Source organism: Rhizobium sp. P38BS-XIX (assembly GCF_012641435.1).
Taxonomy (GTDB): Bacteria; Pseudomonadota; Alphaproteobacteria; order Rhizobiales; family Rhizobiaceae; genus Rhizobium.
The window spans coordinates 243,583-269,760 of the sequence record NZ_JABAIJ010000002.1 but is presented as its reverse complement, the minus strand read 5'-3'; the positions used below and the strand labels follow the sequence as shown (position 1 = coordinate 269,760).

The 26,178-nt window shown below is 56.3% G+C and carries 26 protein-coding genes and 1 pseudogene; 14 read left to right on the top strand and 13 right to left on the bottom strand.

The window, feature by feature from the left end; translation table 11 throughout:
* The first annotated feature begins 366 nt into the window (after nt 1-366).
* The 3 genes and pseudogenes from HGP17_RS10355 to cyoD form a co-directional block, all read left to right on the top strand.
* Complete coding sequence (locus HGP17_RS10355) at nt 367-1,116, top strand: cytochrome ubiquinol oxidase subunit II (RefSeq protein WP_168808567.1); 750 nt, start codon at nt 367-369, stop codon at nt 1,114-1,116.
* A complete protein-coding gene (locus HGP17_RS10350) occupies nt 998-1,543 on the top strand; it encodes a cytochrome c oxidase subunit 3 (RefSeq protein ID WP_168808565.1) in 546 nt (181 codons plus the stop codon). Before HGP17_RS10355 ends, HGP17_RS10350 begins: the two co-directional genes overlap by 119 nt.
* Before the next feature lie 83 nt (nt 1,544-1,626).
* Nucleotides 1,627-1,916 (top strand): annotated as a pseudogene (cyoD, locus tag HGP17_RS10345) (cytochrome o ubiquinol oxidase subunit IV); the annotation flags it as partial.
* Between the two features lie 440 nt (nt 1,917-2,356).
* Here cyoD and HGP17_RS10340 read toward each other — a convergent pair.
* Entirely contained in the window at nt 2,357-3,253 is an 897-nt protein-coding gene (locus tag HGP17_RS10340) for an alpha/beta fold hydrolase (protein WP_168808564.1), read from the bottom strand.
* A 705-nt stretch (nt 3,254-3,958) separates the two neighbouring features.
* Here HGP17_RS10340 and HGP17_RS10335 point away from each other — a divergent pair.
* Nucleotides 3,959-4,564: a hypothetical protein gene (locus HGP17_RS10335; protein ID WP_348648908.1), complete on the top strand. Its 606-nt coding sequence runs from the start codon at nt 3,959-3,961 to the stop codon at nt 4,562-4,564.
* On the opposite strand, the gene HGP17_RS10330 is transcribed toward HGP17_RS10335, so the two are convergent.
* Nucleotides 4,504-6,351, bottom strand: a complete 1,848-nt coding sequence (locus tag HGP17_RS10330; RefSeq protein WP_246704050.1) for an ABC transporter ATP-binding protein/permease — start codon at nt 6,349-6,351, stop codon at nt 4,504-4,506. The two genes, HGP17_RS10335 and HGP17_RS10330, sit on opposite strands and share 61 nt — an antisense overlap.
* A gap of 576 nt (nt 6,352-6,927) precedes the next feature.
* Complete coding sequence (locus HGP17_RS10325) at nt 6,928-7,119, bottom strand: hypothetical protein (protein ID WP_168808562.1); 192 nt, start codon at nt 7,117-7,119, stop codon at nt 6,928-6,930.
* A 647-nt stretch (nt 7,120-7,766) separates the two neighbouring features.
* Here HGP17_RS10325 and HGP17_RS10320 point away from each other — a divergent pair.
* Complete coding sequence (locus HGP17_RS10320; protein ID WP_168808561.1) at nt 7,767-7,955, top strand: hypothetical protein; 189 nt, start codon at nt 7,767-7,769, stop codon at nt 7,953-7,955.
* Nucleotides 7,956-8,880: 925 nt separating this feature from the next.
* On the opposite strand, the gene HGP17_RS10315 is transcribed toward HGP17_RS10320, so the two are convergent.
* Nucleotides 8,881-9,312 carry a response regulator gene (locus HGP17_RS10315; RefSeq protein ID WP_168808560.1) on the bottom strand — a complete coding sequence of 144 codons (432 nt, stop codon included), beginning with the start codon at nt 9,310-9,312 and terminating at the stop codon, nt 8,881-8,883.
* Nucleotides 9,309-10,433 (bottom strand): PAS domain-containing protein, encoded by a 1,125-nt coding sequence (locus HGP17_RS10310; RefSeq protein WP_168808559.1) that lies wholly within the window; start codon nt 10,431-10,433, stop codon nt 9,309-9,311. The genes HGP17_RS10315 and HGP17_RS10310 overlap by 4 nt, the downstream gene beginning before the upstream one ends.
* 491 nt (nt 10,434-10,924) lie before the next feature.
* Between HGP17_RS10310 and mscL the strand changes: the two genes are divergently transcribed.
* Together mscL and HGP17_RS33575 are read left to right on the top strand one after the other, a co-directional pair.
* Nucleotides 10,925-11,392, top strand: coding sequence for a large conductance mechanosensitive channel protein MscL (gene mscL, locus HGP17_RS10305; protein ID WP_168808558.1), 468 nt, complete (start codon nt 10,925-10,927; stop codon nt 11,390-11,392).
* Between the two features lie 290 nt (nt 11,393-11,682).
* On the top strand, nt 11,683-11,883 hold the full coding sequence (locus HGP17_RS33575; protein WP_168808556.1) for a cold-shock protein: 201 nt from the start codon (nt 11,683-11,685) through the stop codon (nt 11,881-11,883).
* Between the two features lie 669 nt (nt 11,884-12,552).
* Here the strand turns inward: HGP17_RS33575 and HGP17_RS10295 are convergent.
* Complete coding sequence (locus HGP17_RS10295; RefSeq protein ID WP_168808554.1) at nt 12,553-12,819, bottom strand: hypothetical protein; 267 nt, start codon at nt 12,817-12,819, stop codon at nt 12,553-12,555.
* A gap of 78 nt (nt 12,820-12,897) precedes the next feature.
* A complete protein-coding gene (locus HGP17_RS10290) occupies nt 12,898-13,506 on the bottom strand; it encodes a general stress protein (RefSeq protein WP_168808552.1) in 609 nt (202 codons plus the stop codon).
* A gap of 619 nt (nt 13,507-14,125) precedes the next feature.
* Between HGP17_RS10290 and HGP17_RS10285 the strand changes: the two genes are divergently transcribed.
* The gene (locus HGP17_RS10285; RefSeq protein WP_168808550.1) at nt 14,126-14,752 is read left to right on the top strand and encodes a hypothetical protein; all 627 of its coding nucleotides are present in this window, start codon (nt 14,126-14,128) and stop codon (nt 14,750-14,752) included.
* Between the two features lie 50 nt (nt 14,753-14,802).
* On the opposite strand, the gene HGP17_RS10280 is transcribed toward HGP17_RS10285, so the two are convergent.
* Nucleotides 14,803-15,696 (bottom strand): LysR substrate-binding domain-containing protein, encoded by an 894-nt coding sequence (locus HGP17_RS10280; protein ID WP_168808548.1) that lies wholly within the window; start codon nt 15,694-15,696, stop codon nt 14,803-14,805.
* A 100-nt stretch (nt 15,697-15,796) separates the two neighbouring features.
* Between HGP17_RS10280 and HGP17_RS10275 the strand changes: the two genes are divergently transcribed.
* The 3 genes from HGP17_RS10275 (at nt 15,797) to catE (ending at nt 19,671) form a co-directional block, all read left to right on the top strand.
* The gene (locus HGP17_RS10275) at nt 15,797-16,663 is read left to right on the top strand and encodes an NmrA family NAD(P)-binding protein (protein ID WP_168808546.1); all 867 of its coding nucleotides are present in this window, start codon (nt 15,797-15,799) and stop codon (nt 16,661-16,663) included.
* 279 nt (nt 16,664-16,942) lie between these two features.
* A complete protein-coding gene (locus HGP17_RS10270; RefSeq protein ID WP_168808544.1) occupies nt 16,943-17,440 on the top strand; it encodes a ferritin-like domain-containing protein in 498 nt (165 codons plus the stop codon).
* Between the two features lie 74 nt (nt 17,441-17,514).
* Nucleotides 17,515-19,671: a catalase C gene (gene catE, locus HGP17_RS10265; RefSeq protein ID WP_168808542.1), complete on the top strand. Its 2,157-nt coding sequence runs from the start codon at nt 17,515-17,517 to the stop codon at nt 19,669-19,671.
* Nucleotides 19,672-19,737: 66 nt separating this feature from the next.
* On the opposite strand, the gene HGP17_RS10260 is transcribed toward catE, so the two are convergent.
* A complete protein-coding gene (locus tag HGP17_RS10260) occupies nt 19,738-20,967 on the bottom strand; it encodes an FAD-binding oxidoreductase (RefSeq protein WP_205925913.1) in 1,230 nt (409 codons plus the stop codon).
* 283 nt (nt 20,968-21,250) lie between these two features.
* Between HGP17_RS10260 and HGP17_RS10255 the strand changes: the two genes are divergently transcribed.
* Complete coding sequence (locus HGP17_RS10255) at nt 21,251-21,598, top strand: DUF3140 domain-containing protein (RefSeq protein WP_168808540.1); 348 nt, start codon at nt 21,251-21,253, stop codon at nt 21,596-21,598.
* Nucleotides 21,599-21,758: 160 nt separating this feature from the next.
* On the opposite strand, the gene HGP17_RS10250 is transcribed toward HGP17_RS10255, so the two are convergent.
* The gene (locus HGP17_RS10250) at nt 21,759-22,010 is read right to left on the bottom strand and encodes a hypothetical protein (protein WP_246704013.1); all 252 of its coding nucleotides are present in this window, start codon (nt 22,008-22,010) and stop codon (nt 21,759-21,761) included.
* A 176-nt stretch (nt 22,011-22,186) separates the two neighbouring features.
* Between HGP17_RS10250 and HGP17_RS10245 the strand changes: the two genes are divergently transcribed.
* Together HGP17_RS10245 and HGP17_RS10240 are read left to right on the top strand one after the other, a co-directional pair.
* Nucleotides 22,187-23,311, top strand: a complete 1,125-nt coding sequence (locus HGP17_RS10245) for a helix-turn-helix domain-containing protein (protein ID WP_168808538.1) — start codon at nt 22,187-22,189, stop codon at nt 23,309-23,311.
* A gap of 137 nt (nt 23,312-23,448) precedes the next feature.
* Entirely contained in the window at nt 23,449-23,712 is a 264-nt protein-coding gene (locus HGP17_RS10240) for a hypothetical protein (RefSeq protein WP_168808536.1), read from the top strand.
* Nucleotides 23,713-24,089: 377 nt separating this feature from the next.
* Here HGP17_RS10240 and HGP17_RS10235 read toward each other — a convergent pair whose 3' ends face one another.
* The 3 genes from HGP17_RS10235 to HGP17_RS33570 all read right to left on the bottom strand — a co-directional run bounded on the left by HGP17_RS10235 (nt 24,090) and on the right by HGP17_RS33570 (nt 26,176).
* Nucleotides 24,090-25,433 carry a sorbosone dehydrogenase family protein gene (locus HGP17_RS10235; RefSeq protein ID WP_168808534.1) on the bottom strand — a complete coding sequence of 448 codons (1,344 nt, stop codon included), beginning with the start codon at nt 25,431-25,433 and terminating at the stop codon, nt 24,090-24,092.
* The gene (locus HGP17_RS10230; RefSeq protein WP_168808532.1) at nt 25,430-25,879 is read right to left on the bottom strand and encodes a DUF2231 domain-containing protein; all 450 of its coding nucleotides are present in this window, start codon (nt 25,877-25,879) and stop codon (nt 25,430-25,432) included. The genes HGP17_RS10235 and HGP17_RS10230 overlap by 4 nt, the downstream gene beginning before the upstream one ends.
* Before the next feature lie 96 nt (nt 25,880-25,975).
* Nucleotides 25,976-26,176 carry a hypothetical protein gene (locus tag HGP17_RS33570; RefSeq protein ID WP_168808530.1) on the bottom strand — a complete coding sequence of 67 codons (201 nt, stop codon included), beginning with the start codon at nt 26,174-26,176 and terminating at the stop codon, nt 25,976-25,978.
* Nucleotides 26,177-26,178: the final 2 nt, after the last annotated feature.

The following is a 26,178-nucleotide window of genomic DNA, read 5'->3' as shown; positions in this document are numbered from 1 at the left end:
GATCGCCTGGGTGAACCTGGTAGGAGAACCAGACCGCCAGACCGCAGGCAATCAGGAAAATCGCCACGACAAAGGTGATCATTGGTCGGTAGGGTTTCGGTTTCTCTTTGATCATTTCAACTCCGCGAGCGCGCTGCCCTCAGCAAAACAGTAGGGAGCATGGTGTTTCCGAACCGGACGGGTGAAGCAAAGTTCCCGTGCATAGTGATGTTTACCAGACGTGCCTTGAAACTTGGTTTGTACGGGATGCCGCGAATTACAGTCCCACGCCGAAATCAACTTTAGGCGATAGAAAAATGTCAATGTTCACAAGCGGAATCATCGCGCCAGAGGGTCCGATCGCTGCATCCGAGGCGCAGATCCTTCTTGACGCTACGACAATCATGCTCGGGGGTTGTCATCCCGGTCATCCTCGGGACGGTCGGATTTGCCTGGTGGTTTCGCGAAAGTAACCAGAAGGCCCGCTATCGCGCTGAATGGACCTATTCTGGCCGCGTCGAACTTGTCATTTGGTCTGTGCCCACTCTGGTGGTAATTTTCCTCGCTGGAATTACCTGGCTTGGGACGCACCAACTTGATCCCTTCAAGCCTATCGCCTCCTACAGGAAGCCCATCAACGTACAGGCGATCTCGCTCGACTGGAAATGGCTGTTCGTTTACCCGGACGAAGGCGTCGCAACGATCAATCATCTCGTCGTCCCCATTGATCGCCCCGTGCACTTGTCGATTACGTCGGCCTCGGTGATGAATAGTCTGCTCATCCCCCGGCTGGGCAGCCAGATCTATGCGATGGCCGGGATGGTGACCCAGCTCAATCTGAAAATTCAACATGCGGGAACCTATCGTGGGCTGTCCGCACAGTTTAGCGGAGAAGGGTTTTCCGACACGGTATTCGACGTACAGTCACTTTCGCCCGACCTGTATAAGAACTGGGCGAGCAAGGCTCGGGCAGTGGCAACCTATTGGACGAGGCGGCCTACAAAGATCTTCCAAGGAAATGGTTGCCCGTTTTGGTTTCTGGCTATTTCTTCTCAGCGATATCATCGTGTTTGCTGGGCTCTTCGCGGCCTACGCGGTTCTATCTATATCGACTGCGGATGGACCAGCCGGGCCTGAGCTCTTCAACCGCGCTCACACATTTTTAGAGACGACATGCCTTTTGCTATCGAGCTTCACTTGCGGCTTGATGACCTTGGGTGTCGAGATCAGGAGAAGCTCTCTGATCCACGCTTCCGCGGCTGGAACCTTCGCGCTCGACGTCGCATTCGTTGGACTGGAATTGAGCGAGTTCATGGACTTGCTGGCGCGCGGTGCGGGACCCACGCGAAGTGCCTTTCTGTCCGCCTTCTTCGCTCTTATGGGAACGCATGATCTCCATGTGACGGCAGGGCTGTTATGGCTTGTCACGATGATGGCGCAGATCGCCACGCTCGGATTGCGGGAGATGGTCGTAAGACGTCTCTTCTGCTTTAGCCTGTTCTGGCACGCGCTCGACATCGTGTGGGTGGGTATTCTTACCATCGTCTATCTTGGAGCAAGCTAATGGTTGATCAACGCACAAGCCAACGCGATGGACAGGTAAGGGCTCCGGGCAAGGCCGGGTAGGGAAAGGCCCCGGTCAAGAGCTACGTCGTTGGCTTGGCCCTGGCCTTCATCCTGACGCTGGCGTCGTTCTGGGCAGCCCAGACCGATCTTATATATTCCCCTGCGGTTCCGTTGCTCCTGGCCGCCCTTCTATCGGACAAATGGGCGTACACCTTGTCTTTTTTCTGCATATATCCAGCGGTCCCGACGATACAAACAACGTGCTGGCGCTGGCGTTCGGCGTGTTTGTCGTCGGCCTCGTGGTCCTCGGCTCCATGTTGATTATTCACAACCTGAACGTCAACATGATGCCGGGCGCTGGCGCTACCTAGCATCAAGAGAACGACACCCAGCGCCGTCCATTTCAGGTAGGCTTCAGAATTACACGCTGGTAACTAGACCAGATGACGCGGCTGCCGGTGAACATCTAAACTGCTTTTGGGGGCCCGATATGGCTACGGTGCGCGCCTTGAGTTTCAGACGCGCGTCAACTGTTCTTGAAGAGATACCAACCAACTACGCGCCGTTACGAAATCGCCACTGCGCGGGCATATCAGACAAAATCCTCACCAGATAGCTGGAAGTCAGGTTGGGAACACGTCTCTGCCGCGGTGGCGGACACGGGTATGTCCGGTTTGTTCCGCATTTCGTCGTGAGTTAAGATCGATCTTCGATCCGATCCCCAAAAGGACTGTCGGTGGCGGCGCCTCCACATCCAGACTTCAGGGGATATGAGCACAAGAGCAGCCTGCTGGATAGGCTGTTCTTTTTCTCATTTGGTCAGCGCGGCGCTGGTGATCCTGAACGGTGCGGAGATAACATTTCCTACACCGTTGAGAACCAAGGCACCTGCTCCTGCGAGCGACCCGGATTGGTTCGCGTTCGACTTCTGAAGTTGAGGGTAGGCGGCAGCGAACGAGACAAAGCGATCATGGTTCGTGCTGCTGAGGGATTTAAGGGACGAGATATCGATGATCTGGAGGTTATCGTTTTTCGCCAATTCCTGGACGGCCGGATCGCTGACGTCGAGAGCTCCCGCTGCTGTCGAGCCGCTCAACTGGCGTGAAAGTGCCAGCGCGCGGTCATCTTTAGCCGCAAGCACCATGATCGGCTTTCTCAGGCGTCCTATCGTCGCGACGTCCCTTCGGAAGAGATCGATATCGACGTCAGGGGCCGCCAGGACGACCCGTTCGATATTTTTGAGGCTGCGGTCGTCGCCCGTGATCTTGAGCTGCCGCAATGTCTCCATTGTCAGCAGACATCCCATGCTGTGGGCGAGCATTGTCGTCCTGATGTCACTGTGCCCAAGGTCATGTAAAACATGCACGAGGTCGTCACGGGCGTAGGCCACGGCGTCGCGATCCGCGACATACCCGGTTAGCGCGCCTTGAGACGGCCAGTCGAAGAGCACGGATGCCTGGAATTCCCCGGCATCGGCGCTCATCTGGACCAGGCGGAACAAAGCCTCCTGATAGGTGTAGTTATAGCCATGGATGAACATGCCAACGCCAGGTGCCACGGGCGACTTGGGCTTGACCTGCTTGGCCAGCGCCAGGAATTCATCGCGGTCGAGATCTCTCGTCTTCACGACGGCGAACGTTTTTTTGGGATCGGGGTTTTCGCCGGGCCACTCGATTTCCGTCACCTTGTGGTTCGGCGGGATCGACACTGTGACCTGCCTGTAGTGGAGGCGGTCCGACTTTCCGGATTTGAAGCCTGGAGTGGGAGGATCTGGAACGCGGTCCGTCGCTACCAGAACGGTAATCTCTTTAGCCCCCTGTACCGGAGCAACAACTCGGAGCGTAGACGGGCCTGGGCGGGCGCAAGCGGATATCGAAAGGGAAACGAATATGAGGACGAGCGCTCGGTACATTGGAACCAATCTATGATGCTTCATTGGCGCTCTGTTCGAGCGCTTCGATCCAAAGCTAGCCGCATCTATAGCTTTGTGCAGGTGCGAAGGGGCGGAAATCTCGAGGCCTCGAAATCATTCCTGGATAACCGTGGCGGACTTACAACAAGCGGTTCTGAGCAGTGGGGCGCGAAGTGAAATCACGAATACTCCAGGCAAAATCCCGTGCCGGACACCAATTTCCAACTCGTGAACGATGTTGGCTTGCAACCGATCGTGAATTCGCCCTGATGATCGCCTGGACGGAGACAATCGTAAGGATAATGCCGCCGGAGGCCTCGTTGTCGAGAGCGTGGCGGAGGGTAAACTGAATGCGACCCTTTGAAGCCGTCGAAGACATGCGTCGCGTTCGATTGGTCAGAAGCTTGATCGAAGTCTCTGTAAATTTCGAGGGAATGCGCGCACCCTTGCGCTCGCTAACCTGCCGGTCTGGCATATGCCCCAAAGATCGATCATCGGAAGGTGTGCAGTCTACGGCGCCCGTGTATAGGGCCGTCGGCCAGTTCCGGAGCCAACACCCAATCCAAACCGAACTTCTGGATCAGCGACGCCTTCCTCACCCATGACGACAAGAGCAAGAAGGACAGCACCAGCAAGTGGGGCAGCTTCGGCATGGTCAACATGGGCGTCGACTATCTGCTGTCGGAAAAGGCCCTGGTCGGCCTGTCCTTCCATTACGACCGCATGACCGATCCGACCGATCAGGATGCCGAGCTGACCGGCAATGGCTGGCTGGCCGGTCCCTATGCCTCGCTGGAACTGGGCAAGGGCGTGTTCTGGAACGGCAGTCTGGGCGCGCACGCCGCCTCACCGCCGTCATCACGCTGCAGGCCCAGAACTTCTGAATGCTCGATACAAGCATCCTATCCAACATCGGGACGACGGAAAGAAATCCCTCCGCCCAGACGTCCCCGCAGGAAAAGGCCTAGAGAGCCAAACGTAAGATCCACCCGCGTGCAGCTTGCCGCGCGCATACTCGCCCTACCAAAGATGATGCTGTTTGATGCTTACCGAAGTTTGCGCGAGTATTTGACCAGCCGCGTCAAGACGTTCCGCCCCTTGCCATAAGGAACCAAATCGACGTCGCTGACGAGCCGCGCGCCTCCGTCCCTCTTCTCCAGTGTGATCTTGCGGCTGTGAAAAGCCTCTAATTCAGCTCGGTGGCCCACGCTGATAATGGTTGCGTCAGGCAATTCCCCTATCATCATCTCCATAATCTTTTCCTGCGTCTTCTCGTCGAGAGCAGAGGTTGCTTCATCGAGCACGATGATGTCAGGATCGTTGAGCAGCAGACGAGCAAAGGCAAGGCGTTGTTTTTCGCCCCCAGACAGCGTGTGGTCCCAAGGCGCGTCGTCCTCGATCCTCTCTCGCAGGTGGCCAAGACCCACCTTTTCCAACGCCAACCCGATTTCGTCCTCAGTCCAGCTATCGGCTGGCCCTGGATAAGCGACCGCGCGGCGGAGAGTACCAGAAGGGATATACGGGCGCTGAGGCAACATGAACATTTGGCTATCGGGATGGAAATTGACGCTGCCGCCACCCCAGGGCCAAAGGCCAGCAATTGCACGAACGAGCGTACTTTTTCCAGATCCTGATTCCCCCGCGACGAGGACGCGCTCCCCCGGACCGACCTCGACCTGGGTTTCCTTTACGACGGCTGTTCCATCTCCAAGCGAAACCGAGACATCGTTGAGGCTGAGTACGATCTCGCCCTCAGTCTCGCCGTGTTTGATCCGTCCCAGTGATTGGCTCTGTTCCGCACGCTCCAATCCATCGAGCGACATCATCAAAGAAGCAACACGCCTCGCACACGCATTCCAGTCGGCAAGCCGCGGATAATTGTCAACCAGCCAACCAAATGCACTTTGCACGATCGTAAAGGCCGAGGCGGCCTGCATCACCTGCCCCAACGACATGCTGCCGTCCAGAAATTTCGGGGCGCATAACAGTACTGGAATAACGGGTGCCACCAACATCGAACCCTGTGACACCAAGGTCGTGCGCATGTATTGGTGGGCCAATTGTCGCCACCGCTGGCGCACACTCGCAAACGTCTTGGCCAGGTCGTTTCGTTCCTCGTCCTCGCCACCGAGAAGGGCTATGCTCTCGCCATTTTCCCGAACGCGTGTCAGGCTATAGCGAAACTCGGCCTCCACTTGGTTTTTTGCCTCGGAAACACGTACAAATCTCCGGCCTATGAACGTGATGGATCCGGAGGTGATCAAAGCATAGAGAACCGCGGTAACCACAAGAAAACCAGGGATTGTCACAGACCAGCCAGCGATCGTTACTTCTAAGGCGCCCCCAATCGTCCACAAGACCACGATAAATGTCGACGCAGATACAAAAGCGGCAATGACGCCTGCAAGAAAATCGACAGGAGATTCGGTCGCGACGCGCATGTCTTCAGAAATGCGTGCCTCCGGGTTTTGGTGGTCACCGCCGATTAGGTTAAGCTGATAATATCGTCCGTTAGCAAGCCATCGCGCAATCAGTTCCTTTGTTAGCCAGGAACGCCACCGGCGCTGAATAAGCATGCGAACGTAAACCTGGACGGTTACAACTGCGACGCTGCCTAGCACGAGTGGAGGAAACACCGCCCCCAAGTAATAAACGCTCGGTGCATTACGCTGCTCAATCGCGTCAAAAAGTCCTCTATTCCAGACGTTGATGCCGTACTGAAAGGCAACATTGACAGCGATCAAAATCAGCAGTCCCGTCGTGGAAATCCACGCAAAGCGATCGCCGCCGGTACCCCAATAACCACGCGCGCTGATCCAGAACCTTTTGAGAAGATAGGCTCTTCGAGCATCCTCTATTTGCTCAGTCGTCAAATCAGCGGTGACTTGGTCCATTTCTGGAGGCACGGGCGGGGGCGGCGCGGCATGCGAGCTGTCTTGTTGCATCATTTTTCTCAGTGGAAAGGTCTGTTGCTAGGTTCAACGCCTAATGTATCGTCTTATTTGGGTCGTCTCAGTTCTTCAACCGAACGATAATGTGCATCTGGTGAAATAGCGACGGAGATGAGGTCAACCCGATAGATGTCCAATGGGTCGCCGATTGATCGACTTGATCGAGTTTCGCGCTTTCGACAGGCATCCTTTGCGCTGTGAAGGTGGTCGACCGGTTTCCTATCTGGTCGGCGTGATGGATAGGACGTGTCGATGCCTTCATAGCAACTGCCGCTCTTCGGAAGGTCATAGCCGACGTTAGGTCCCGTAGCACAACGTCAGCAGTTTCCAGAAATCGGTTTGCATCTCTGATGACATTGATCGCGAGATTATCGCTCACGGCTCAGACGACTGCCGCAGCAGCGTCATGTCTAGCAGCTTGGCCATCCATATGGGTATTGCCCCTCAGGCGCTCGAAATTGGATAGTGGAAATGAATTTCAGTGACGGAGTTCGGTATCTGCGCAGAGTTTGATCTCACCTATGTCAGTTGCGAAAGCTCTTGCTGAGTGACGAACACGTCCGTGGCACCCGCCTCGTGATCGGGGTGGGAGTACTCTACCCCGTCGCGCGTCGGCATTTCCAACGCCTGCTTTACACTGACAATGCCTACGGGAACTCGTTCCTCGCCCTCAATGGCGACAACCTCAACGATCGCTTTTTGGTCCGGCATACAAAACCTCCTTGAAACGAATTAGGACAGCGCTGCCAGTGGCTGGCTCGGCAAAGGCGCTTCTATCAAAGCAGGATGCGTTCACACCGTCCGATATGGAAATGCTCGGGCGATTGTAAGGTTCCAGCCTCCCTAAAATGAGAATGGGCTGCAGGGCTAAAAGGGCTTTATTTCAACCTGATGGTAGGCAAGGTAGGGATATCTTGCCACAAAAGAGCGAATTCTCAGGTCGCTCTGTCCATCACCGCACTTGTCTTCTCGATCGCGCCAAGTCTGCAGATACGCGCTGATCAGCAGACGGCATACAAGGTGGTCCCGTCTCGACGGCGTGACGCCGGCGCACCACCCGATTGCCGGAATCGATCGGCTGTATTGCAGTTTGGGTCCGGAAAGGACTACCCCCGAAGCGCTGCTACCCTCCGCCTCCGGCTTCCGCTGGCGCCTTGATGTGAAGACGTTAGGCCAGCGGCGCCTGATCTACTAGCGAGAACGCGCCCAGCAGGCGTAACGCGTGGCCACAGTTAAGTCTCCGATAACTATAACGATTCAATTTTAGTCAAAGTCTGCATTACCACGGAACAATGCACGTCTCTGGGCATTTGCGCATTTCGATAAGAAACCGCGTTATCGCATTGATGGAGGGCCGGATGACAGAGCGCGTAGATCCAGAGTTGAATAGAATCGACGCGTCGCTCAAGATTTGGCGCATCACCGACTATTGCCAAAAAAACGATCTGAGCGCGAGCGATGAATATTACCTCCGGCAGCTTTTTGGTGAATTCGCCACAGCCGGTGAAATCGCTATGAACAGAACGCGTGTTTACCGAGGACGCTGAGTGATGGCCCGCCCGTTTGATTTCATTTTAGTCAGAGTGATCATATTTGCGGCGCATCTATCTTGGTTGCTCGGCTGGGTTTTCGCAGAAGCTTATGGCGACGAAGAGTTTCAAAGCGCAACGCTCTGGTCTGGCGGATAGGTGGCTTCGGCTCCCGAGTGAAGGTCCAATGCGCGGCCTGGGATTTTACAGATGCAACTGGATCGTCAAACGGCGTTGGAGGGTGGCTCTTATGAAGCCCCGATATTTTGCCGCCGAAGCATGTTTTCGGGTCAGGCGCTAGCAATACCCTAAAGGCACGACCGGCATAATGCAGCCCATTCAGCGTACCAAGCCGCCTATATCACCAGGCGCCCGCCCGGCCATTGGCCGCTCAACCGTACAAGCGTCATACATTTGGTTCGCCGCAAGTTGAGTACATGTCATCTGAGGGAACCTATCGGTTAAAACTCGTTGCGCCCCTAACCGTGTCGACACTATCGCTGGTTCGATGCGAATTCGATTTCCACAACACGACACCGAACAGGCAAGACTTTGAGGCAGCGGTTGTGCCAGTCTTATGAGTGCCGCCCTCACGTTCCACATTCCGACAGGGTCCTGTCGTTAGAAACAAATCAGCGATCTTCATCTTGATGGGTTATGTCACATTCAGCACTCGACCTCTCGGCCGAGACCATTTAAATTATGCGGGCACACCCGCCGGTAACAGTTTTGCGGCAACCGTTTGTCATCGACAGAATTTCAGATAATTCCGTTCAGCTGCCGAACGACACCCGACGGGGCGCCCATCCTTCGTATCGAAAGATAGTCGGCCGGTCGACGGCTTGTCTCGACACGCTACCCCTGAAGCTTGGCGTTCGATGGTCGTGCCAGGCGGCGAGCGACCCCGGAACCAGACATCAGGCGTTCTATTCTCTCAGGATAGTCACCTGTGTCTTCGCATTGAGATCGCCTCCCAATCTGCAGCCAGTACCAGGCTCACCGGCGGCGTGACATCCTCATCGCCCGCCACGACGGCGGAGATATAGTCGAGCGCATTCTTCATGCCATTTATGGTATAGGGTTTTTCGATTGCACCGAGCGCGCCAGCAAAGTCCTCTGGAATCCGCTTGATATTGCCGCTAACGAAGACGTAGGGAATGCCGCGAGCCGCGATGTCCCTGCCGACATCGAGTCCCGTCGGACCGTCCTGTAAGTGAACGTCCACGAAGGCGAAGTCCGGCCGCTCCCTTTCGACAAGGTCGAACGCCTGATGACGGTTCATCGCTGTGCCGACGACCTGATGTCCAGCCGTTTCGACCTCATTCTCCAGCTCCATGGCGATCAACATTTCATCCTCGACGATCATTACCTTCAATGTGAATTCTCCTCTGTGTCGACGAGTAAGGTAACGTCAACGATCGTCCTTTGGCCTTCGGTGCGCTTATCGATTGTCGCCTCGACCTGTCTCGCCGAGGTCTCAAGAAGAATCCTTCCGATCTCCGCACTTTCTTCATCAACTTCGACCGGAATGGACGCATCTTCCACGCGGATCAGGAAGTGGCCGTTCAGCCGTTTGACGACGACATGAATCTCGCCTCCCCCGTCTCGAAGACCGCGACGGACGGCGTCGCCGACGAGTTCGTTTACGATGAGGGAAAGGGGTGTTGCTCTTACCGCTGGCACGTATACAGGATGAAGGTCGAGAGTGAGCCGGATGTCATGTCGCCCGACCGCCTCGACAAGGTCGGTGACAAGCTCTTTCGCAAAATCAGCAATATCGAACCGAGAAACATCCTCGAGCGTGAAAAGCTTTCTCTGAACGGTGCTCAGAGCTTCCACCCTGTTTAAGACCGACATTAGGGCTCTTTTCTGCCCCTCATCCTTCGTAACTCGGGTCTGCAGCTTGACGATCGAAGCCATGGTCAACAAGTTGTTCTTGACGCGATGATCGACTTCATGGACCAGAAGCGATCTGGCGCTGAGCGCTGAGCGCAGTTTCTCAGTATGTGCTGCTACTTCTGCCTCGGCGCGGTGGCGCGCTGCAGCAAGATCGGCCTCCCGGGATTTTACATTGGTGAAGTCGAGCTGTGAGGCGAAGAAGTAGACAATCTTATTTGCGCCGTCTCGGACAGGGGAGAGGAAGAGGGCATTCCAGAAGGGTTCGCCGTTCTTCTTGTAGTTCAAAATATCGACGGCAATGTCGGATCCGGCTTCGATCGCAGCGCGGATGCGTCCTACGGTATCTCGGCTGGTGTCGGCGCCCTGAAGAAAGCGGCAGTTGCGTCCGACGACCTCGTTGCTCAAGAACCCGGTGAGCGTCTCGAAGGCGGCATTGCAGAAAATAATGGGATTGTCCGGCTGGTTGGGATCAGTCACGATCATCGGCATGCGTGTCGCCTTGAACGCCGCCGCAAACGGATCTTCGCGCGTATGACGTGCAACGAGACGGTCTCCGGCGTCCTTGGCGTCGGCTCGCTTCTGATCGTATTCCTGCATGTTAATCCAGGTGTTTGGACAAGTGACGATAAATGCGTGCCAACGCCATAGGTTCCGTGACGGCTTGATGCATGCTGGAAATACTTCCAGCAACGGAAACATTGCATGACGGTTATGGCCTGATGCGCAATCTCCTGATCGATATGCTCGGGAATAAGGCTTGACCTGGCCGGCGCTAACCCGTCGGCTATCGAACGCACGACGGCAACTGCTGCGACACGGCTGAGGCGGCGGACATAATCGACGAGGCTACTTACGTCATTCGACAAATTGACAAGCCAGTGAGGGTGCGGCACGACACCCGGACTTCTGGCTGACACTCCCCTATTACAGAACCTCGATCGGGTTTCGCATGTATCGAAGGTTGCGCGCCCATATCCAACCGTGCCTGGAGGTCAGGCAGAAAATTTCATGATGGCGTCATCGATAAAATCGGAACAACGGGCATCGCTTGTCGTTGGCACCTTGTAGTCCCAATCGAAAGGCTGAAAATGAGTGTTTTCAACGAGTTCAAATCATTCATCGCCCGCGGCAACGTCATGGATCTTGCAGTTGGCGTCATTATCGGCGGAGCATTCGGCGGTATCGTCAAGTCTCTGACCGATGACCTCATCATGCCCATCGTTGGGGCGCTCTTTGGCGGCTTTGATTTCTCAAATTACTTCTTTCCCTTATCGTCGGCTGTCCACGCGCCGACGCTCGCTGCAGCTCGTGCCCAAGGCGCCGTATTTGCCTATGGCAACTTTATTACCGTTCTTTTGAACTTTCTCATTCTGGCATGGATTATCTTCATCATGGTCAAAGGCGTGAATTTCCTGCGCCATCAGGTGGAACATCATGAAAAGACCGGCGTCACGCCGCCTGCTCCACCACCAGCCGATGTCCGGTTGCTGACGGAAATCCGCGATCTTCTCGCGGCCAAGGATGCAAGAGGAACGACACCTTCGGACACGATCTAAGTGTCCAGGCAATAAGCGTTCCTTAGCGGGGCACACACTATCTTCAAAGCGGTCGAGGAGAAATCGACTTTGGACGATTTTGACCAATCCCCGTGCACCTACATGACGTGCTTGACGAGCTTTGATATCAATTGCCTTCCGTTTTTGACTTCGTTTGTCGCCAGGCTCGGATACGGCTTATGCGATCAGTCGTCCTGCTTTTGCTCAACACGGCAGAGCGACCTTAACTTGTCTGCAAGGCCTGTTCGGTCTATGTGTGCATCTCTCAAACGGAAACTCTCGGAGATCTCGTGGCAAACGGTACAGTGAAATTCTTCAATCAGGATAAGGGTTTCGGCTTCATTACGCCGGACAATGGCGGCCCGGATGTTTTCGTCCACATCTCAGCCGTCCAGGGCGGATCTCTGCGCGACGGACAGACTGTCAGCTACGACATCGGTCAAGACCGCAAGACCGGAAAATCCAAAGCCGAGAACGTCCACCCGATGTGATTGAACGATAAGGGCTGGGCGATCTCGCCCCGCCCTGCGCCACCAAATCGGCAAATGCCGATTTCCGGGCAGTATTCTTTCGAGTTCATGCAAGGCAAGCGGGCGATGGCCACGCGCTGGTGTGGACGGTCAGCAAACCCTGGCCTGTAGCGACGCCACCCACCAAGCTTCCCACATCAGCTGCCTTTTCAAATGCGCCAAAAGCTGAAACTGCATTGGACGAATGGCAATGCCGCATCGTACTCAAGACCAATCGCTTGAAACGCGCCAGATCTCATCAACGTCAGCTGGCAAAATGCGAATGTGAACGCGGCGGCGGTCGCAAAACCCGGCAGCTGCGGCACGTTTATCGCAATGGCCGCCGCGGTTCGTTCCATTGCCAAGATTGGACGAACTCGTTGTCGTCAGGCTTTGAAGGTCATCCCGTTTTTTGCAAGAGAGGCGGCTGAGCGTTCCAAGCGACGTCGCTGCAAGTGATGCGATGTCAGTCGGGTGATGCCGAGGACTTGAAAAATGAGACGAACAGCCAACCGGGTGCCAGGATACTGGGGACGCAATTTGAACTCTGGTGGCGCATCAACGCCGTCGAAGCGGGCACATGAGATGCCGCTCCGCTATCCTATGTCTGATGGCTCACATCGGCTAGCGAAGAACTTTCGTGCCGAAATTTCAATCCTGCCGCATTTCAGTCTTTTGACCGTCGAGGTAGCCATGTTCATAGGCTTTTGCCTGCGAGCTGCCGTCCGGAAAGGGATTCTCCTGCATTCTGGCCCGCTTACCGTCCTCAACGCCTCGTTCATACGCTTCGCGCTCGGTATCCACCGAACCAAGTCGTGGCGCCTCCTGTGCATTGGGCTGTATAGGGTTGGGAAGCCCAAGCTCGGTAGCAGGCACTGAGGCTGCGTCCGATTTGTCTGGGTTCTTTTCGAAAGCCATAATTTCCTCCTACGTCACGTCTGATTGGCAAGGATATCGGAAGTACGACCTCAGCCGCCGTCTGCATATCAAAGTCGCTTAGGGCCGCTCTACGCAATAGCGTTGACGATCTTGTTCGATCTGCTCGCGTGTATAAGGGTCGGCCTCTTCATCAAATTGGCTCCAGCCTTGCTCAGCGTAACTTGATCGACGCAGGTCGATGTCAACCGGATGAGATCGATCGAGAATCGTATGAACCTCGGCCATTTTACCATCTTCGATCTTTGCGGTGACGACAGACCCGCCACGACGCAGTCCCTCGGCGTAAAGATTGGCTTCGTCCTCCGGAATGCCGGCTCTGACCATCGCGCCAACGATACCGCCCACCGCGCCACCTGCAACCGCTCCCGCCACGGCTCCTGCGGCAGTCGCCGCAAGCCAACCCGCGGCAACGACTGCCCCAACTCCAGGAATGGCAAGCATGCCAAGACTGGCCAGAAGGCCGCCAGCGCCTCCCGCGACTGCCCCCACGCCAGCCCCCGTCCCTGCCCCTTCGCCGGCATAGCTGCCTTGCCCTTCGACATCGACGCCATTCTCCTTATTCGTCACGATGCTGATTTGATCGGAAGGCACGCCCGCGGATTCCAGCGCCTGCACGGCTGCTTTGGCGTCATAGTAATTGTCATAGAGTTCGGCAACGGTCCGCATGTTTATTCTCCTTGTGCCTGAAGTGATCCACCGTGTGAAAGTGCCGGCGAAGCTCGGAATACCGATGCAGCTTGTGTCTCTCGTCTGGACATGGTGACCGGTGCTTCGTAACATTTCTGGCATGCTCTGCCCCTAATCGAGGGCAGCCCGAAATGTTCCGAAGCGCACCCTCCCCCGCCAAATGTACATTGCAATGAGGGCAGACCATCGGCAGGAAAGCGGTTCTGAGGGTGCCGCCGACACTGCCGAGGCGCTGCTAGAGGATCGTCTCATCTTTGTTGGAGCCTCGATCTGTAAGGAGATATCCCGCAATGACATCGCGGCGCATCGGCCTCATCACGCTATAAATTCGCCGGTGTCTTGGCGCGGTACTCGCTATGGTAACCAATGGTGACGGGGCTGCGTGTCGAAAGAGTTTGCCGCGACAACGCTGATCGGCGTCAAAGCACTATTGGTTTGAATTTATCAAGGATTGTGGAGGCGCGATACGCTTTGGCGGTGCCATAACGCGGTGCATTTGCCCGATACCGAAGCCGTTCGGGTTCCTGACAGCTGCTAAGCGAGTGTTCAGCGCAAGCCTGACGTTGACGTAACGCAGCAGCAAGCCCATCTTTTCGACATGCCAAAACACGACAAACCCGAAATTGAGCTTATCAGGACATGGAGCCTTCCCGCCTCGGTAACGCTGGGATCGTCGGTGCGCGCGAAAGGAATATTGCTCGAGATACGCGCCCGTCTTCCTGCCACGTCAAAAAAATCAATCGAGCTCGACGCAGGTGAACTGACGCTTGCAATGTCGGCAAGTGCCAGGAGTGAGTTCAAAGCGGCCTCTGAGATCGTCACCAGGACGCTCGCGGATGCTGAAACTCTCCCTGTGATTCCGCGAGAAATTCAGGATATCCTGACGATCAAGACCAGCGAACGCCATCGCTGGCTCGCGGATGGAAGACTTCCAAGCGCGGGGACGCGAACCGTCCGACTGAATGGGCGCGCACGGCGCATCACCTTCCATGTTTTCGATCCCAAGGTGGTGGAGGATTTGCTGGACCGAGGGTTGGTCGATGAATGGCGTGAAGAGGACGCCGAGGCCAAAGCCGAGAAGCGGCGCCAGGCGGCCTACAAGGCGAAGCTCACTCGAACCTTGAAGAAGACGAAGGCAACCAAGGCAACTCGATCCAGTTCCGACGAGCCGCTATCGACATTGGAGGGGTGGGATGATTTTGAAGGAAGCGGACTTCTTAAGTGATCTCGCTGTTCTGACGGCCATCATTGCTTGACCCTCCCACTTTTTACCTGTCATCCCTCCAGATAGGCGGCCAGCTCGTTGGGCGTTCCGTTCGGAAACGCACTCTTCAGATGATCGAGAAAAGCCGATACGCGCGCGCTCAGCAATCGACGAGAGGGATAGAGTGCCCACAGAGCGACATCCGAATCCTGGACACTTCCCCATTTCGCAAGCCTGCCCGACGTTATGTCGTGACTAACGAGAGAAATGGGAAGCCGGGCTGCTCCGACACCCATTCTGGCGGCGTCGCGGACATTGAGCAATGACGAAAGACTGAGCACGGGCTCGACTTTGAACGTCGATTTACCGGCGTCGGTCATCATCGCCCACTCCGTCATGATGTCTGGCGAACCGCGCACGACGACGGGGACGATCGCACCAGCGTTTGGGGGAGTAACACCGGTCGGGGCGACAATGACGAGGTGATCTCGCAGGAAGACCCGTCCGACGAGGCTGTCGTCAGGATCCGGATTGATACGGATGACAAGATCATATCCTTCCTCCACCATGTCGACGGCGCGGTCCTCCGTCGTGACTTCCAGTCGTACGTCAGGATATTTCAGTGTGAAGCCCGCGGCGAGCTTTCCCATCGCAGCCTGTGAGAACAGCAACGGCGCGCTGATCCGCAGCCTGCCACGAGGTTTGTCGCTGCCGGCCGCGATCGCGGAAGCCGTCTCATCCAGTTCGGTGAGAAGAGCACCTGCTCGTTGATGAAGCGCACGCCCCTCTTCAGTCAACTTGAGCATCCTGGCGCCGCGTTCGACGAGCCGAAGTCCAAGGCTCGCCTCCAGATCTGCGACACGTCGCGACAGCGTGGCCTTCGGGCGCCCCGCCGCCCGGGCCGCTCTTCCGAAGCCGCCATGCCGGGCGACCAGAACGAAGTCAGCGAGCGCCAGGAGATCCATCAGTGTTCCATTGGTGAGACACGGCGTCCATATTTATGGTCTATTGGATCAGAAATGATCCATCCATAGTCGGGTTGTCAACAACCAACGGAGAACTTCCATGACAATCCTGGTAATCGGTGCAACCGGCCGCGTTGGCCGTCATGTCGTCAAACAGCTTATCGCTCGCGATGCGAAGGTCCGGATCCTCACCCGCGATGCCTCGAAAGCAAACTTTCCCATCGACGTCGAGGTTGCTCAGGGTGAGATCCTAGACCTCGGCTCGCTGCGAAATGCCTTCAAGGGCGTCAGCGCGCTTTTTCTCCTCAATGCTGTCACTGGCGATGAGTTCACGCAGGCGATCATCGCTCTCAACATTGCGCGCGAAGCTGGCGTCGAACGCGTCGTCTACCTATCCGTGATGCATGCCGATCGCTTCGTCAACGTACCGCATTTCGCGGTAAAGTCCGGAGCCGAGCAAATGCTGAAACAGATGGGTTTCAGCGCCACGATCCTGCGTGCGAGCTACTTTATCGACAACGAAGCAATGATCAAGGATGTGGTTCTGAACCATGGCGTCTATCCGATGCCGATCGGCGGCAAGGGCGTCGCCATGGTGGATACCCGCGACATCGCGGAGGTCGCGGCGATCGAGCTCGTCCGCCGCGACCAGGCGCCGGGCAAACTTCCGATTGAAACCATCAATCTCGTTGGGCCGGAGACGCTGACCGGCGAAGGGATCGCGGCCATCTGGGCGGATGTTCTTGGCCGCCCCATCGCATACGGCGGAGACGATCCGAGCGGCTTCGAGCAGAGCATGGCGACATTTATGCCGAAGTGGACGGCCTATGAGATGCGGTTGATGGCGGAACGCTATGTCAGCGACGGTATGGTCGCGGACGCGAGCGATGTCGAGCGTCTGGTCGCGATCCTGGGTCGCCCGCTACACTCCTACCGGGAGACCGTAACCACACTGACGGCGCTGTAGCAGACACCCCTACCCTGCTCAATTGAGATAGCGGCGCAAGGGAGCCTTCGATGGCGGGTATCGTCTTCTCAAGGCTCCCTTCGCCGAAGGCAACGTCTGGTCTTAAAGACCAGGTACTGCGTTGCCGCGCAGCCAGATCGCATGGAATTTACCTTTTGAGGATATCAGCCATTGGCGAACGACCTGATCGATGGCAATCGAAACGGCATAGCAGATTGGGGAACAAAGAGTTCGATTGCTGGTTCGGGCGTCGTTCAAATCAAACAGGAGGACCTTGGCATGGCGTCCACGAAAACTCTCGACGATCTCTTTCTCGACACGCTGAAGGATATCTATTTCGCCGAAAAGCAAATTCTAAAAGCTTTGCCGAAAATGGCGCGCGCCTCACAGTCCGAGGAAGGCAAGGCTGGCTTTCTTCAGCATCGCGACGAGACGCAGGGTCAGATCGAACGCCTTGAACAGGTCTTCGAACTGCTCGGCAAGCCGGCGCGAGGCAAAACCTGCGAAGCCATCCAGGGCATCCTCGCCGAAGGCGAGGAAATCATCGAAGAGTTCAAGGGGTCCCCGGCTCTCGATGCTGGGCTGATCTCGTCGGCTCAGGCCGTCGAACATTACGAAATCGCCCGGTATGGGACTTTGATCGCCTGGGCCGACCAACTCGGTCTCAAGGATGCAGTCGCGCTGCTCAGGCAGACACTGTCCGAAGAAGAAGCCACTGACAAAAAGCTCACACAGCTTGCGAAAACTCAGGCAAACGCCAAAGGCAAAGCTGCCTGAACCTATCGACGCGGAAAGGCCGCCAATTCAGGCGGCCTTTTAGCTACGACATTTCTCACGATAGAGGGTTATTCATGGCCAAGCGCACGACGAAAGCACCATCCGCCGTCTCCGATGCCGACACTGTTGCACTTCATGACCAGCAACTTCATCGAGGCGCTGGTGGTGAACTTCACCAGTTCGCCGAGGATGGTCACGACCTCCTGACAACCGCCCAGGGCGGTCCGGTTGCCGACGACCAGAATACCCTTCGCATTGGCGCACGGGGGCCCTCCCTGATCGAGGATTTTCACTTCCGCGAGAAGATCTTCCATTTCGATCATGAACGAATTCCCGAGCGGGTTGTCCATGCCCGGGGCTATGGAGCTCATGGTTTCTTTGAAACCTACGAAAGCCTTTCCGATCTTACCCGCGCCGATATCTTCCAGCGTGCTGGCGAAAAGACGCCCGTTTTCGTTCGCTTCTCGACGGTTGCCGGTAACAAGGGATCCGCCGATCTCGCGCGGGACGTCCGTGGCTTTGCCGTCAAGTTCTACACGAAGGAGGGCAACTGGGATCTGGTAGGAAACAATATCCCGGTTTTCTTCATTCAGGATGCCATCAAATTTCCCGATCTTATTCATGCGGCCAAGCAGGAGCCGGATCGTGCCTTTCCACAGGCCCAAACCGCGCACGATAACTTCTGGGACTTCATCAGCCTGACCCCCGAAAGCATGCACATGGTCATGTGGATCATGTCGGATCGGGCAATCCCCCGTTCGCTTCGGTTCATGGAAGGGTTTGGTGTTCACACGTTCCGGTTCGTCAATGCCGAAGACCAATCGACGTTCGTCAAATTCCACTGGAAGCCAAAACTCGGACTTCAATCCGTCGCCTGGAACGAGGCCGTCAAGATCAATGGCGCCGATCCCGACTTCCATCGCCGCGATCTGTGGCAATCGATCCAGTCGGGCAACTTCCCGGAATGGGAGCTTTGCGTCCAGCTGTTCGACCAGGATTTCGCCGACAGTTTCGACTTCGACATTCTGGACCCGACGAAAATCATTCCCGAAGAAATCTTGCCGGTCAAACCGATCGGGCGCCTGGTGCTTGATAGGATGCCCGATAACTTTTTCGCGGAGACCGAACAGGTGGCGTTCATGACACAAAACGTGCCGCCTGGCATCGACTTCAGCAACGACCCTCTGCTGCAAGGTCGCAATTTTTCCTATCTCGATACGCAGCTCAAGCGGCTGGGTGGCCCAAACTTCACGCACTTGCCCATCAATGCGCCGAAGTGTCCTTTCGCCCATTTTCAGCAGGACGGCCATATGGCGATGCGCAATCCCGTGGGACGCGTCAATTATCAGCCGAATTCACAAGGGGAAGGCCCGCGGGAATCACCGTCACGAGGCTATCGCCATTTTCCGGCCGAAGAACAGGGTCCGAAGGTTCGCCTGCGCGCGGAAAGCTTTGCCGATCATTACAGCCAGGCGCGGCAATTCTTTATCAGCCAAACCGGTGCCGAGCAAAGGCACATTGCGTCCGCGCTGACGTTCGAACTCAGCAAGGTCGAGATGCCGGTCATCCGCGAACGGATGGTCTCACACCTTATGAACATTGACGAAACTCTGGCGACAACAGTCGCTCAGAAGCTCGGCTTTCAAACGATGCCTAGCCGAGCGGACGCCGCCGTTGCCACGCGTCAGGATCTCGAGGCATCTCCAGCGCTCAGCATTGTCGAGCGCGGACCCAAACGATTTGAGGGCCGCAAACTTGGCATCCTCGTAAGCGATGGGGTAGACGCCAAACTGCTGAAAGGTCTGACGGCGGCCATCACCAAGGAAAAAGGTGTGGTCGAGTTGATTGCTCCAAAGGTTGGTGGCGTGACCGCATCGGACGGCAAGCGGATTGAAGCCCATCACATGATTGACGGTGGACCGTCGGTTTTGTTCGACGCGGTCGCTCTCCTGGTATCTCCTTCGGCAATCGATGACCTGGTACGAGAGGCAACGGTGCGCGACTTCATCGCCGATGCATTTCAACACTGCAAATATATCGGTTACGATGAATCGGCTCTTCCACTTCTCGCCAAGGCAGGCATAGCGCAAGATCTCGACGAAGGCACGCTACCGATTTCGAATTCGAAAGACCTGAGTTCGTTCGTCGCCGAAATCGGCAAGTTGCGTGTCTGGGGACGTGAGCCGTCCGTCAAATTCGGCCAGGCATCTTCCCCGATTGCTTCGTCATGATCGGTCAGCGGGGCGCGACTTGATCGCGCCCTCGACCTGGCGGGCCGCCAACCTCGGCAGACCCTCCTATTCGATGGGAAACAGATCCCAGTCAGCATCATGATGGCCCAAGATCTCCGAAGAAATCAACTGTGCCGCAATCTGACTGAAGGTGATGCCATTTCCACCAAAGCCCATCGTCACATAGACGTTCTTCATGCCAGGGGCATGGCCGATCATCGGCAATCCCTGCGGGGTGACAGCAAACGGAGCCGACCACTGAAAGTCAGGTTGGCCGACCGCGATGCCGGTGAGGTCCGCCAGCTTTTCGACAAGCCGTTTCGATTTGCGCTGACGCTTGGCCTCGTCTCGGTAGGCCTCCTCACCGTCTTCGTCTTCTCCGCCGACGATCACGCGCCCGTCAGGCGTCGATCGGAAATAGAGATATGGATCGGACCCTTCCCACACCAAATATTGGTCCAGCCATGTGGGTCTTTCGAGGTTTGGTCGGCTGGCGATTGCCCAGGTGGACATCACTTTCTGGCTTTTGTGAGCGAGGCACTGCAAGAATTCGTATCCGGTGCAAAAAACCACATGGCCGGCCGACAGCAACGCACCCCTCGATGTCGAGATAGCCACCCGTTCGCCGAGTGCCTGAATATCGCTGATCTCTACGCCGGATACAATCTCGGTGCCGTGCTCACGGGCATGTCGAAACAGACCTGCTGTCAGTTGCGCCGGATTTGCCGACGCCGAAATCCCACTGTCGATCGCGGCTGTCCGATCAATACCGAAATGCGCGCGAAGGCGAGCCCCGCTTAAAAGCTCTGCATCAATGCCGGCATCGGCTCGTGCGTCAACTTCCGCTTTCAGCGCGCGCGCACCGTATTCATCACCCGATAGATACAATGTCCTTTTGCGATCAAAGGCGCATTTAACACGCAGATCCACGATCATTTGGGCCAGCTGCTCTACAGCTCCTGCCGACCGCTGCCATATGCGTCGAGCTCGGTGCGATCCAACCGAGTTTTGAAGGACGTGCAACGGTACGTCGATTTCGTGCTGGATCATTGCGGTGCTGGCTAGACTGCTGCCTCTTACCGGGCGCCTGCGATCAACGACGAGCACTTTCAACCCATGACCGACAAGTGCGTGCGCGGTCAGCGCGCCGCTGATGCCCGCGCCGACGATCACGACGTCGTATGTCTTGCTCGCGATCTTGCGGCTGGTCGTAATTCCGCCCCCGGGGAGAGCGGCCCAGAGCGGTTCATCGCGGCGTAGAGAATAGTGTCGGGTCAGCGAGCCGGTGTCGTTCAAGAATGATCCTGCGTTTCAAAGAGGATGTTTCGTGCCGGCTGATAACGAGGCAGCACTCCTGAAGTTCCGGCTAATTGTCCAAGGGGCTCACAGCATCCCGCTGCGACATTTGACCCAGACCGTCAAAGCATGGGGACAGAGACGATCAAGTATGTCCCGATTGTGCCGCTCGCACGTCCTGCGCAGCGGTGGTAATGCGGAATTGGATAAAGCTCTCCGATGCACTGAGGGAACACGCGCGTTGTCTGCGAGTTCGTTATTCCGAACCTGAGGAGGACATGGCATGTCCAAGGATCTTGATCGAGATCAAATCTGGACGGACTTCGAGAAGGCCGTCAACATGACACCATCTTCGCTCGAAAAATGGCTAAAGACCGACGACAGCCATAGTAACGGTTGGAAGGAAGATGACGAAGACGAGACGATAGGTCATCGTTCCGGACGCAGGATTCTGGACATCAAACGCAAGACAAAGACCGAACTCACCGATGCTGATTATCGGCACATGCGAAAGGTCGTCGGCTACATCCATCGCCATAAGAAGCAGGGAGGACCACATGCCGACAAGGAACACTCGCCCTGGCGTTATTCGCTGATGAATTGGGGCCACGATCCGTTGAAAAGCAAATGACTGGCGGCTCGGCTAAATTGCGCTCAGTCCCACCGAATGTCCGCGGTTTGATGACGAAAGACTAGCGTTTTAATGTAAACAGCCTGCTTAACGGTCATTCGTTCTTCGATGGAGCCGATCGTCGCACCAAAGTTTCGGACCGATTTCGACCTCGACCGCCCTACTCCAACCGAAGCAGATCCCGAAACCGGATTGTCGCACGGCTTGTCCCCTCTTCGTCGACAATCTCGAAGGCAAGGCCGTCGATCCTCTCGTCATTCAAAACCAGTTCAGCGATCATTTCGCGGGCCGAGCGACACGCTTCCAGTCTGGCGGCTTCGAGTGAAGGAAAGTTCACGCCATTTTCGTCGATATCGTCAATCTCGTCGGAATGAAGGTGGAAAAAGAACCGCAATTTCAGTTCACCCGCCATTATTGAATTTTCGCATTTAACGCCAAGAGTGGTTGTGTGGTTCCTCGTCGAGCCAATCGATCGTCCGTACGACAATGCCAGCTGTCGTCAGAGCACGCGTCTCGGGCATAAAGGAACCCTTTCCGGCCCGGTGCATTACCCTAGGTTCCAGGAAAAACTCTGACGACAGGTGCGAGATGGTGTCGCGACAGATGCTCTTAGGAAAACGGCTTCTCCTTGTCGAGGATGATTACTTTCTGGCGAGTGAGCTTGCGCAAGGACTTGATCAGATGGGCGTCGACGTGGTCGGGCCCGTCCCCGGTGTCGACGAAGCGTTCGATGCCATCCGTGCGAATGAGGACGTTGATGCCGCGATCCTGGCTATCAATCTTGGCGGTCAAATGGTTTTCCCGATCGCAGACGAACTTGATCGACGATCCATCCCATTTATTTTTGCGACAGCATTTGAACCCGATATTGTACCCGATCGTCATGCGGACAAGCTCGTGCTGCGCAAGCCGCTCGAATTCAGCTCCATCGCCTCTGCGCTCTCGAGCGCGCTGCGACCAGCACCGGTTGCGAACGACGAACCCGCGCGAAATGCTATTCTGCGCAGATTGCCTTCGCAGCAACTAAACATCATTTCGTCACGTCTGCGCAGCATCCACCTGCCGCGAGGGGCGGTCATGGAAGTTCAGAATCAGGCGGTGAGCCGCATCTATTTCCCGATTGATTGCGTCGCCTCGTTGATTGCTGTGGGTCGTGATGGAGCCAGGATAGAGACGGGCCTTGTCGGAAGGGAAGGCATGACAGGGATCGGCGTGGCGATCGGGGACGACCACACGCCTCACGAATTGATCAATCAGATCGAAGGCGACGCATTGGTGATGGCAGCTCACGACTTTAAAACTGCCCTTGCACTCGCGCCGGACCTTGGCCACCTCGCCGCGCGCTTTGGACGATCTCTCGCTGTGCAAATCAGTCACACAGCACTTGCAAACGGAAGGTTCGGACTGCGGCAAAAATTGGCGCGGTGGCTTCTTATGGTGCAGGACCGCACACATGATCAGACCATATCCCTCACGCACGACTATTTGTCGATCATGCTTGGGGTCAGGCGTGCATCGGTCACAGACGTCCTGCACCTGCTGGAAGGGGAGCGAGTGGTCAGGGCACATCGTTCGAGTATCGAAATTCGAGATCGCTTGGGGCTTATCAAAATTGCCGGTGAGATCTACGGAACACCGGAGGCTGAATATGAGCGCCTGATGGGCCTTCCGATCCCGTTCGATAGGTCTGACGTGGCCATTTCCGCGTCGTGAGCAATCAAATGACCAATGTCCGTTAGCGGACCAAAACCTCCTCCTTCGCCTCGATCGCTTGAATTGACCACGAGGCTGTGTGACAAACCTGTTGATAGCAGAATTTGTCGTCGGAGTTTGCGGCAAGGAGGATCTGCATGTCTTCTACCACAGCCTTGGGCGGCGTTTATGAGCCGGACGATGTCGCCATCGTAGCGAGCGTTTTCAGTCGCATTGCCGTTGAACCCTGGTTCACTGCGACCGACGAGGAACGAGACAATTTCGCTCGTTACATCTTGCGCATGTATCGGCAAGGAACGGTGCTGTCCGAACCACTGGAGCGCCTGTGCCGTGCAACGGCATTTGCCCATTTCTCAAAAAAGGGAGCGAGCAATTGCCGGCCGTCGGATTCTGATCGTTGAGGACGACTATTTGATCGCGGCGAGCGCCGCCGACAGCTTACGTGCACCCGGCGCCGAGTAATCGGGCCGGTTGGACATGTTGCAGAAGCCCCTAATGTAATTGAAACATTCCACATGCAACTCGACGCAGCACTTCTCGACATCAATCTCCACGGCCAGATATCTAATGCTGGCGTCGACCTTCTGACGATGCCCAACATTCCGTTCGCCTTCGTTACCGGGTACGAGGATCGAGTCCTTCCGCCTTTCTACCGGGGTGCGTTGACGTTCACCAAACCCGCTGATTGGGGGTTCATTGCGTCGCAACTGACAGGGTGGAACAGCAACCTGCGATACAGCGTAACGAGTTTGGACATTCATTGATCTGGGTAGCCGGATCAGTGTGGTGCGGCCGTGACCCGCCATATAGTATTGCCCACGTCGTCGGCGATCAACAACGCGCCACCAATGTCCATGGCCAGACCGACCGGTCTCCCTCTCGCTTCGTTGTTGCCGGTTAGAAATCCCGTGACGACGTCTTTCGGGAGCCCCTTCGGTTTACCAGCATCGAAGGGAATGTAGACGACCTTATACCCATTGAAGTGTTGTCTATTCCAACTCCCGTGTTCACCGACAAAAGCGCCGCCACGATAGGTGTCGGGAAGGTTCGTGCCTGTGTAGAAAATCATACCCAGAGGCGCGACGTGAGAACTCAGCGCGTAATCGGGGACTACTGCTTTCGCGACGAGATCGGGCTTCTGCGGCATGACGCGAGGATCCACGTTCTTTCCAAAGTAACTGTAAGGCCAGCCGTAAAATCCGCCCTCCTTGACCGATGTCATGTAGTCGGGCACCAGATTTGGGCCGAGTTCGTCACGCTCGTTGACGACCGCCCAGAGAGAGTGGGTCTGCGGCTCCCATGATAGCCCATTTGGGTTTCTGAGGCCGTCGGCAAAGATGCGGTGCCGGCCTGTTGCGCGATCGACCTCCCATATAGAGGCACGATCGATTTCGGCCTGCATGCCGTTTTCGGTGATGTTGCTGTTTGACCCGACACCCACGAACAGCAGTGAACCGTCGGGACTGGCCAACAGGCTCTTCGTCCAATGATGGTCAATCGGCCCGCCTGGGAGATCCGTTAACTTGGTTCCCGGATCGGAAATGCTGGTTTCCCCGGTTTTATAGGGATAGCGCGTTATCCGATCGGTTTCGGCGACATAAAGATCTCCGCCGACGAGAGCGACGCCGAAGGGAGAGTTGAGATGATCGAGAAACACGCTTCTGGTATCCGCGATGCCGTCACCGTTCGTATCTCGGAGCAACGTAATACGGTTGGCACCCTCGTTGTTCCCTGCTGATGTCGCCATCGCCTCGATCCAGCCCATAATCAGATCCTTGGGCCGCCGGATCGGCGGCGGGGGCGGAGCGACGGATTCCGCGGCGAGAACGTCGCCATTTGGCAAAACGTACACGGAACGCGGGTGCTTCAACCCGGTTGCAAGCGCGTTGACCTGCAGGCCATCGGCAACTTTTGGTTTATCGCCGTCGTGCCATCCCACGACCTTGGCAACATGCATCGGCGGAAGGAGATACTGATTGGGGGAAGGCAGTGTGGGATTGGGGCCAATCTGTGCGTCTGGGTCCTGCTCATCCTGGCTGCAGCTCGACAAAAGCAGCGCGACGATGCACGTCGCAGCGGTCACAACGGCAGGTCTCTGATGCCATGAAAAATTTGCGCTCATGGTGCAATCCCCGAGCCTAAGCGGTAGATTAAAACGCGACCGATCCAAGCTGATAGAACAGTTAAAGCGACGACGATTGCAGATAGCGTCAGGCCCATCGGCACCACAGAGGTCCACGCATCCCGGCTGTGGACAAGTGCGTTGAAAAACGACAGACAGAAAATGAGGCAATTACAGATAACGTACGCCCCCAACGGTCCTCTGTACAGAGCCAGCCGCTTGCACGCCACATCGATTAATGCAGCGATCATCGCAACGCATCCAAAGAGGAGACCGATCGCCAATATCCAGGCCGACGTGTCTGCCCACATCATATCGGCGGTCGCCCAATAGGAGATGTCTGTCGCCAACACCCCAATGAAGCACACCATCGGAATTGGAACTATCAGCGAAAAGAGGCAACGACGCGGTATGAGTGCTGCTGGCTGGCGATCTTGAACGACCATCGAATGTCTCCGCTCCCTGCAATGTGTTGCACCAAAATCCGTGCCCCATCTGCGCTTTCGAAAAACACGTCAGCGTTGTCTGGCCCGTTCTCGAGCCTATGACTTGCCACCTTTTCCAGATGGATCGTGGCCGTGATGAGAATCGCGCTCGCCGCCACCGCCCGATACTTTGCTTTGGTCGCGCTTGTCGGGTTCGGCGAGCGGTTTTCTGACCGTCAACGGATCATTGGCATCTGCCTTTGATGATCCAGGGCCGCCTTGGCGTATAGTCGCTGCTATCTTTGTCGAGGTCGACATCT

What these genes read in the sequence shown, in the direction of transcription:
- HGP17_RS10350 (WP_168808565.1), top strand. Translation starts at nt 998, where the DNA reads ATGGTTGCCCGTTTTGGTTTCTGGCTATTTCTTCTCAGCGATATCATC.
- HGP17_RS10330 (WP_246704050.1), bottom strand. Translation starts at nt 6,351, where the DNA reads ATGGACCAAGTCACCGCTGATTTGACGACTGAGCAAATAGAGGATGCT.
- HGP17_RS10325 (WP_168808562.1), bottom strand. Translation starts at nt 7,119, where the DNA reads ATGCCGGACCAAAAAGCGATCGTTGAGGTTGTCGCCATTGAGGGCGAG.
- HGP17_RS10320 (WP_168808561.1), top strand. Translation starts at nt 7,767, where the DNA reads ATGACAGAGCGCGTAGATCCAGAGTTGAATAGAATCGACGCGTCGCTC.
- HGP17_RS10310 (WP_168808559.1), bottom strand. Translation starts at nt 10,433, where the DNA reads ATGCAGGAATACGATCAGAAGCGAGCCGACGCCAAGGACGCCGGAGAC.
- mscL (WP_168808558.1), top strand. Translation starts at nt 10,925, where the DNA reads ATGAGTGTTTTCAACGAGTTCAAATCATTCATCGCCCGCGGCAACGTC.
- HGP17_RS10295 (WP_168808554.1), bottom strand. Translation starts at nt 12,819, where the DNA reads ATGGCTTTCGAAAAGAACCCAGACAAATCGGACGCAGCCTCAGTGCCT.
- HGP17_RS10290 (WP_168808552.1), bottom strand. Translation starts at nt 13,506, where the DNA reads ATGCGGACCGTTGCCGAACTCTATGACAATTACTATGACGCCAAAGCA.
- HGP17_RS10285 (WP_168808550.1), top strand. Translation starts at nt 14,126, where the DNA reads ATGCCAAAACACGACAAACCCGAAATTGAGCTTATCAGGACATGGAGC.
- HGP17_RS10280 (WP_168808548.1), bottom strand. Translation starts at nt 15,696, where the DNA reads ATGGATCTCCTGGCGCTCGCTGACTTCGTTCTGGTCGCCCGGCATGGC.
- HGP17_RS10275 (WP_168808546.1), top strand. Translation starts at nt 15,797, where the DNA reads ATGACAATCCTGGTAATCGGTGCAACCGGCCGCGTTGGCCGTCATGTC.
- HGP17_RS10270 (WP_168808544.1), top strand. Translation starts at nt 16,943, where the DNA reads ATGGCGTCCACGAAAACTCTCGACGATCTCTTTCTCGACACGCTGAAG.
- catE (WP_168808542.1), top strand. Translation starts at nt 17,515, where the DNA reads ATGGCCAAGCGCACGACGAAAGCACCATCCGCCGTCTCCGATGCCGAC.
- HGP17_RS10255 (WP_168808540.1), top strand. Translation starts at nt 21,251, where the DNA reads ATGTCCAAGGATCTTGATCGAGATCAAATCTGGACGGACTTCGAGAAG.
- HGP17_RS10250 (WP_246704013.1), bottom strand. Translation starts at nt 22,010, where the DNA reads ATGGCGGGTGAACTGAAATTGCGGTTCTTTTTCCACCTTCATTCCGAC.
- HGP17_RS10245 (WP_168808538.1), top strand. Translation starts at nt 22,187, where the DNA reads ATGGTGTCGCGACAGATGCTCTTAGGAAAACGGCTTCTCCTTGTCGAG.
- HGP17_RS10240 (WP_168808536.1), top strand. Translation starts at nt 23,449, where the DNA reads ATGTCTTCTACCACAGCCTTGGGCGGCGTTTATGAGCCGGACGATGTC.
- HGP17_RS10235 (WP_168808534.1), bottom strand. Translation starts at nt 25,433, where the DNA reads ATGAGCGCAAATTTTTCATGGCATCAGAGACCTGCCGTTGTGACCGCT.
- HGP17_RS10230 (WP_168808532.1), bottom strand. Translation starts at nt 25,879, where the DNA reads ATGGTCGTTCAAGATCGCCAGCCAGCAGCACTCATACCGCGTCGTTGC.
- HGP17_RS33570 (WP_168808530.1), bottom strand. Translation starts at nt 26,176, where the DNA reads ATGTCGACCTCGACAAAGATAGCAGCGACTATACGCCAAGGCGGCCCT.